Source organism: Kitasatospora sp. NPDC054939, assembly GCF_053610105.1.
Genome location: NZ_JBSGXP010000251.1, coordinates 1 through 5,824 on the forward strand (window position 1 = coordinate 1; position 5,824 = coordinate 5,824).

The window sequence follows — 5,824 nt, forward strand, 5'->3', positions numbered from 1 at the left end:
GGGCCCTTCTGGCCCTGCGTGACGTCGAACTCGACCTTCTGGCCCTCGAGCAGCTCACGGAAGCCGTTGGCGTTGATGTTCGAGTAGTGGGCGAACACGTCCGGACCGCCACCCTCCTGCTCGATGAAGCCGAAGCCCTTTTCCGAGTTGAACCACTTCACAGTGCCATTAGCCATAAAGATTCTCCTTAAGAGGCTGTTCGAAGCTCGCACAGCGCGAGCTTCGGGTCGCCGCGATGAGCACCCACCCGGGGAAGAGCCGGGAAACAGAAAATGCGCCTGCGAAACATCAGCAGGCGCACACAAAGTTCATGGGAACCACTACTGCAACTACAACGACTCTAGCAGGCCCGAGCCCGCGACGGACGGATTCCTCGCCCTCGTTTTCGGCACGGAGTCCTCCGGAGCCGCCGACCCCGCGTCGCCACGACCGCCAACGCGCCGCGATGGCAGACCTGTTGGCCGGCCGCGCGCCGACCGCGCCGGCCTCCGCGGGAGGGCGAAATTCGATGGGATCGGCGCGCCGACCCGGCGCCGCGACCGCTCCCCGCAGGCCGGGTACCCCCTCCGCACGGCGGCGCCGCCGCCCAGGGGCACACGGGGCGGCGTACGCAACAATCCGGCCGCAACTCGAACTCGCGCACACCGAAAGTCCCCGCTCCCGCACTTTTCGGCGCACACTGGAGGGGATGACAAACTCTTCAGCAGCCCGCCGCCCCCTGCCGAACAGCCCTTTCAAGGCTCCGGTGGAGGCCCCGCGCAAGCACTTCGCCGTCGGCGACCGGGTCACCCACGACCGCTACGGCCTCGGCCGGGTCATCGGCGTAGAGGGCGACGGCAACATCGCCGCACTCGTCGACTTCGGACCACGACAGGAGCGCATCCTGCATCCGTACAGCGCGATGTACAAGCTCTGACCGACGTACGAACCCTGACCCCGGACGCCACCGCCGACCGGGCCGCACACCGTGCGGGCCGTGCGGCGGCGGAACGTCGCACCCGCCGGCCCGCCCCGGGACGTGCCGACCGGCAGGGCGGGCGTCGGCCTGCCTCCGTCAGGCCGCCTCGGGGAAGTCCTTGCGCTTGATCTTGGCGCGCCGGCCGTCGGGGTGGTGGAAGACGATCCCCTCCGCCGGGCTGCCCGGCGCGTAGCGGCTCTCCAGCTCGGCGAGGAACTCCCGTAGGCCCTCGTAGCTGCGCGGAACCGCCCCATACACCGGCGCCTTGAGGTCGAACGGCACGCACAGGTGGCCGTCGAGCTTCAGCGGGTTGCCCTGGATGCGCGGGCCGAGGGCCTCACAGGCATGCTCACCGTCCGGCCAGGCGGACACGTCGGTGGCGTGGGCGGCCGCCAGGATCCACCTGTCCTCGGGGCCCTGCTCGTCGGTGTCGACGTACCAGCCGTCGATGATGCCCTGCTGCTTCTGCGCCTTGCTGGGGTTGCGCCGCTTCTCCACCCGCACCAGGTGGCCCCCGCGGACGGTCAGGCGGACGTTGGTGCCGTCCAGCTTCTCGGTGGGCGCGCCCTCCCCGGCGAACACCCAGGCGCACTCGGCGCGCGGGCGGTCCACGACGCGGAAGTCGCCGTCCCGCTCGAACAGCGTGGGGATCTTCTCCATGACCTGCCTGCCTCTCCTGACCTGTCCGACCAGTTCCTCGTGCGTGATCGCCCCCGCCGCCAGGCCGCTCGCCAGTGACCGCACCAGGTCCGCGACGGAGACCCCGGCATCCACGGCGACGAGCTTCAGCGCCTTCTTCTCCTCCGGCGAGACCCAGGCGACCAGCCGCGACCAGCCGTCCGGCGGGGTCCAGCGCGCCAGCCGCTCCGGGTCCTTCCGCGGCCGACCGCGGCGTTTGACCTCTTCTTCCATGGCCGCGAGCCTAGGCAGCCCATTGATGTTGTGTCAATTGGCATAACAGAAATTCGACTGCCGGAGCCGACCCCCCGTCATGTGCCTACGGGCCCGCGGGGACGGTCGCCCGCGAGGACCCCCAGCCCGGGTGCGCCGCACCCCGGTTGCCCGCGTCCTGGAGGACCCGTCGCGCCGCTGCCAGCCTGGATCCCGCGGACGCCCCGGCCGGCCGCCGCCCGGCCCTCGCACCCGGGTGGGCGCACCCGTGCCGGCGGCCGCGCGACCACACCCCGGGCCACGACACCGTCCACGCAACGGAAGCGAGCCCCGTGCACCCCGTTCACCGCCCCACCGACACGCCCCGCCCCGCCCTCCTCGACCTCCTGCGCCGAACCGCGGACGACCCGGGGCGCCGCATCCTGTTCACCGGCGCCACCGTCGTCACCATGGACCCGGCACTCGGGACCCTCCCCGCCGGCGACCTCCTCGTCACCGGCGACACCGTGCTGATCGCCGGACAGGTCCGCAAGTGGGCAGGCCGCGTCCTGGACGTCGACCTGCCCGCCCTGCGCGCCGAGGCGGCGGCCTCGCGCGACCGCATCCTCCACGCGGCCTCCGGCTGACCGCACCCCGCGGCATCCCGCTCCCGGGCAGCGCGTCCTCCGCCCTCCGCCGTTCCGGTCAGCGCGGGGGCCGGTGGTGGGGGTCGAGCGGCTCGGCGTGCGCGGCGAGGACCGCGGCCTGCAGGCGGCGCTCCACGCCGAGCTTGGCGAGCAGCCGCGAGACGTGGTTCTTCACCGTCTTCTCCGCGAGGTACAGCTCCTCGCCGATCTGCCGGTTCGTCCTGCCCTCGCCCACCAGGGCGAGGATCTCCCGTTCCCGCGGTGTCAGCCGGGCCAGCGCGGCGTCGGCCGCGCTCTCCTCGTGATGGCGCAGGCTCTCCATCAACTGGCGGGTGGTCGCCGGGTCCAGCATGGACCCGCCCGCGGCGACCGTCCGGACCGCACCGAGCAGGTCGGAGCCCTTGACCTGCTTCAGGACGTACCCGGCGGCGCCCGCCATGACGGCGTCGAGCAGTGCGTCGTCGTCGTCGAACGACGTGAGCATCAGGCAGGCCAGCCCGGGCATCCGGTCCCGCAGCTCCCGGCAGACGGTGACCCCGTCGCCGTCCGGCAGCCGGACGTCGAGGACGGCGACGTCCGGGCGCAGCGCGGGGACGCGGGCGAGTGCCTGCGCGCAGGTCGCCGCCTCGCCGACGACCTCGATGTCGGGCTCGGTGTCCAGGAGGTCGCGCACGCCGCGCCGGACCACCTCGTGGTCGTCGAGGAGGAACACCCGGACGGTCCGCTGCGCCGCGGGCTCGGTCGCGTTCATGGGCTCTCCCTCCGTGACCGCGCCGGTCATGCCACCGATTCTCCGCGCTCGGCCCGGCACCTGCAGCCGGGCCGAGCGGGCCCCGGGCGGGCGGCGGGCAGTCGGCGGGACTCCCCCGGGCGCGGCCCCCGGCCGGTGCGCGGCGCACCGGGCGGTCGGGACCTAGGCTGATGAGTGGCATCGGGCGAGCCACGGAGGATCCCCTTGGGCAGTGAGCCGCAGACGCCCACCCCCGTGCCGCAGCTGCGGCTGGACGAGCTGCTGGACGAGCTCCAGGCCCGGCTGGACGCGGCGCGCGGCACCCGCGACCGCGTGCACAGCCTGCTGGAGGCGGTGCTCGCGGTCGGCCGTGACCTGGAGCTGACGCAGGCGCTGCGGCACATCGTGGAGGCGGCGGTCGCCCTGGTGGACGCCGAGTACGGCGCGCTCGGGGTGATCGGCGAGGACCGGCGGCTCGCCCAGTTCGTCCCGGTCGGGGTGAGCGAGGAGCAGGTCGCCCGGATCGGGGCGCTGCCGTCCGGGCACGGGGTGCTCGGCGAGCTGATCCGCAGGCCCGAGCCGTTGCGGCTGGCCCGGATCGCGGACCACCCGGCCTCGTACGGTTTCCCGGCGCAGCATCCGCCGATGCGGACCTTCCTCGGGGTGCCGATCCGGGTCCGGGGCAGGGTCTTCGGCAACCTCTACCTGACCGAGAAGCGCGGCGGCGCGGAGTTCGACGCCGAGGACGAGGCGGTGCTCGCGACCCTCGCCGTGGCGGCCGGGGTGGCCATCGACAACGCGCGGCTGTACGAGCAGGCCCGGTTGCGGGAGCAGTGGTTGGAGACGGGCGCGGAGATCACCAACAGTCTGATGTCCGGCCGGTCGGAGCCGGAGGTGCTCGACCTGCTGGTCGCCCGGGCCTCCGAGATCGCCGGGGCCGACCTGGCGGTGGTGGCGCTGCCGCTCCCCGGGTCCGGCGAACTGGAGGTCCGCATCGCGTCGGGCCTGGGCGAGCAGCACCACCGCGGGCTGGTCGTCCCGGTGGAGGGGTCGTTCGTCGGCGCGGCGCTCCGCTCCGGTGGGCTCGTCACCAGCAGCGACGTGGCGAACGACCCGCGGATTACCGCCGGCCCGCCCCGCTGGGAGGGCCTGGGCCCGGCCGTCGCCGTGCCGATCGGTACCGGCGAGCACGGTGTGCGCGGGGTGCTGATGCTGGCCCGGGCGGCCGGTGCACCGCTGTTCGGCGAGGACGAGTCGGGGCCGCTGCTCGGTTTCGCCGGTCAGGCCGCGGTGGCGATGGAGCTGGCCGAGCGGCGCAGGGACTCCGAGCAGGTCGCGCTGCTCCAGGAGCGCGACCGGATCGCCCGCGACCTCCACGACCTGGCGATCCAGCGGCTCTTCGCCACCGGGATGACCCTCCAGGGCGCCACCCGTTTCATCGACCACCCGGAGGCGGCCGACCGCGTGCTGCGGGCCATCGACGATCTGGACGACACCGTGCGGACCATCCGGGCCACCATTTTCGGCCTGCGGCTGCGCGAGTCGGGTCCGGCCGCGACGGGCCTGCGGGCGCGGGTGGTCGGGGCGGTGGAGCGGGCCGCCCCGGCGCTCGGTTTCACGCCGTCCCTGCGGATGACCGGCCCGCTCGACGCCACCGTGCCGCGGGAGACCGCCGATGCGGCCGTCGCCGTCCTGGCGGAGGCGCTGTCCAACGCGGCCCGGCACGCGAGCGCGGGCGCGGTGGACATCTCCCTCACCGCCGGGGCGGAGCTGGTGCTGGTGGTGGCGGACGACGGCGTCGGCCTTCCGGAGGGCGGCCGGCGCAGCGGCCTGGCCAACCTCGCCGACCGGGCCGCCGCCCTCGGGGGTTCCTTCGGCGCGGTGGAGCGCGGCGGGGGCGGCACGGTGCTGGAGTGGCGGGTCCCGCTCCCGTCGGCCTGACCGGAGCCCGGGCCGGCGGCGGTCCGGTGCCCGGCCGGGGCGGGCTACGACGATCCGCGGCCCGTCTCCGCGTACGCTCCGGCCGACGCCCTGGCCCGGGGCGCCGTCCCCTGGGCCTCGCTCGCCGTCCTGTCCGCCGTCGGCCTGGCCGGTCTGGCGGTGGCGTTCGCGGCGCTGGAGCGCCGCGACCTGGCGATCTGAGCAGCAGTTCCTGCGGCGACCGGGCCCCGGTACGGCATCCCTCCGTACGACATCCGTCAGTACGGCATCGGACGGCCGGACGGGGTGCGCAGGTCGAGCGGGGGCCGGGGGCGGGGGACGGCCGGGCGCTTGACGATCCTGATCCTGTCCATCAGGGCCACCTCCTCGGTGCGGATTCTCCTCGGTGCGGTTTCCACCCTCCCCGGAACCGCGCCCCGCCCCCAGAGGCCGTCGCCCCGCTTCTTCCGGACCGACCGGGGGCCCGCGCCGCTGGGCCGGACGGCCCAGGCGCCCGGGCACTCAGGCATCGGGGCGCCGGGGACCGGTGCCCGGGGCCGGTCCGTCCGGATGCGTGGACCCGCAGGGCCGACGGCCTCCCGAGCCCCGCGGCCGGGGGGGGCCCGCGACGACCACCCCGCCCCCGCAGGTGCCCCCGGCCCGGGGGTAGAACGCCGGGCGAGGGTAGAGCCCCCGGCG

At 74.7% G+C, this 5,824-nt stretch carries 6 protein-coding genes; 3 read left to right on the forward strand and 3 right to left on the reverse strand.

Going from position 1 to position 5,824, the window contains the following annotated elements:
- The coding region (locus tag ACWGB8_RS37520; RefSeq protein ID WP_452218150.1) for a cold-shock protein at positions 1–176 on the reverse strand (176 nt) is incomplete at its 3' end.
- 512 nt (positions 177–688) lie between these two features.
- Here ACWGB8_RS37520 and ACWGB8_RS37525 point away from each other — a divergent pair.
- Positions 689–916, forward strand: a complete 228-nt coding sequence (locus ACWGB8_RS37525) for a hypothetical protein (RefSeq protein ID WP_452218145.1) — start codon at positions 689–691, stop codon at positions 914–916.
- A gap of 138 nt (positions 917–1,054) precedes the next feature.
- On the opposite strand, the gene ACWGB8_RS37530 is transcribed toward ACWGB8_RS37525, so the two are convergent.
- Positions 1,055–1,870 carry a hypothetical protein gene (locus ACWGB8_RS37530; RefSeq protein WP_452218146.1) on the reverse strand — a complete coding sequence of 272 codons (816 nt, stop codon included), beginning with the start codon at positions 1,868–1,870 and terminating at the stop codon, positions 1,055–1,057.
- 311 nt (positions 1,871–2,181) lie between these two features.
- Here ACWGB8_RS37530 and ACWGB8_RS37535 point away from each other — a divergent pair, with 311 nt between their 5' ends.
- On the forward strand, positions 2,182–2,475 hold the full coding sequence (locus ACWGB8_RS37535) for a hypothetical protein (protein ID WP_452218147.1): 294 nt from the start codon (positions 2,182–2,184) through the stop codon (positions 2,473–2,475).
- 58 nt (positions 2,476–2,533) lie between these two features.
- Here the strand turns inward: ACWGB8_RS37535 and ACWGB8_RS37540 are convergent, their stop codons facing one another.
- Positions 2,534–3,226 (reverse strand): response regulator, encoded by a 693-nt coding sequence (locus ACWGB8_RS37540; protein ID WP_452218148.1) that lies wholly within the window; start codon positions 3,224–3,226, stop codon positions 2,534–2,536.
- Between the two features lie 204 nt (positions 3,227–3,430).
- Here ACWGB8_RS37540 and ACWGB8_RS37545 point away from each other — a divergent pair, with 204 nt between their 5' ends.
- On the forward strand, positions 3,431–5,146 hold the full coding sequence (locus ACWGB8_RS37545; RefSeq protein ID WP_452218149.1) for a GAF domain-containing protein: 1,716 nt from the start codon (positions 3,431–3,433) through the stop codon (positions 5,144–5,146).
- The last annotated feature ends 678 nt before the right edge of the window (positions 5,147–5,824 follow it).

Coding starts and splice junctions, on each gene's coding strand:
- ACWGB8_RS37540 (WP_452218148.1), bottom strand. CDS start 3,226: ATGAACGCGACCGAGCCCGCGGCGCAGCGGACCGTCCGGGTGTTCCTC.
- ACWGB8_RS37525 (WP_452218145.1), top strand. CDS start 689: ATGACAAACTCTTCAGCAGCCCGCCGCCCCCTGCCGAACAGCCCTTTC.
- ACWGB8_RS37530 (WP_452218146.1), bottom strand. CDS start 1,870: ATGGAAGAAGAGGTCAAACGCCGCGGTCGGCCGCGGAAGGACCCGGAG.